This window comes from Caballeronia sp. LjRoot34 (assembly GCF_964253815.1).
Classification (GTDB): domain Bacteria; phylum Pseudomonadota; class Gammaproteobacteria; order Burkholderiales; family Burkholderiaceae; genus Caballeronia.
Genome location: NZ_CAXUSB020000032.1, coordinates 1 through 529 on the forward strand (window position 1 = coordinate 1; position 529 = coordinate 529).

Annotated in this window: 1 protein-coding gene; it reads left to right on the forward strand. The window is 59.7% G+C overall.

What is annotated here, in order from left to right:
- The coding region (locus tag ACSQ36_RS47020) for an AAA family ATPase (protein ID WP_436187637.1) at nucleotides 1-529 on the forward strand (529 nt) is incomplete at both ends.

Genomic DNA, 529 nt, shown 5'->3' on the forward strand with positions numbered 1-529 from the left:
TCGGCCCGACCTGGCAGCCCGTTTCCTGAACCGATGGCTATTTTTGACTGGCGACTTTTCAGGGCTACGCGTCCTGCGGCTTTATGTGGTGTATCGCGCGCTGGTGAGAACCTTGGTCGAAACCCTGAAGGCACGCGGCGACCCATTGGCGCAGCGTGCCCGTCGCTACCTCGACTGTGCGATCGAGGCAATCCAGCCGCAACATGCAACGCTTCTGCTATGTCATGGCCTTTCAGGATCAGGCAAGTCAGTGGCAACGGCAGAACTGGCGCCGTTCATCGGCGCGGTGCAGATTTCAAGCGATGCCGAGCGCAAACGTAATCGGCCGCTTCAGGCCGCCGGGGGCAAAACGCTGCCACGTACCGCCTACACACATGCCGCAATCGATGCTCACTACACCAGGCTCCGCACTCTGGCCAGCCAGGCTATCGAGGGTGGCTACAGTGTCATCGTTGACGCAAGTTTCCTCAAACATGACCATAGGCAGCGCTTTTTTGAGCTAGCCCACGCGTTGTCAGTCCCGGTGCTG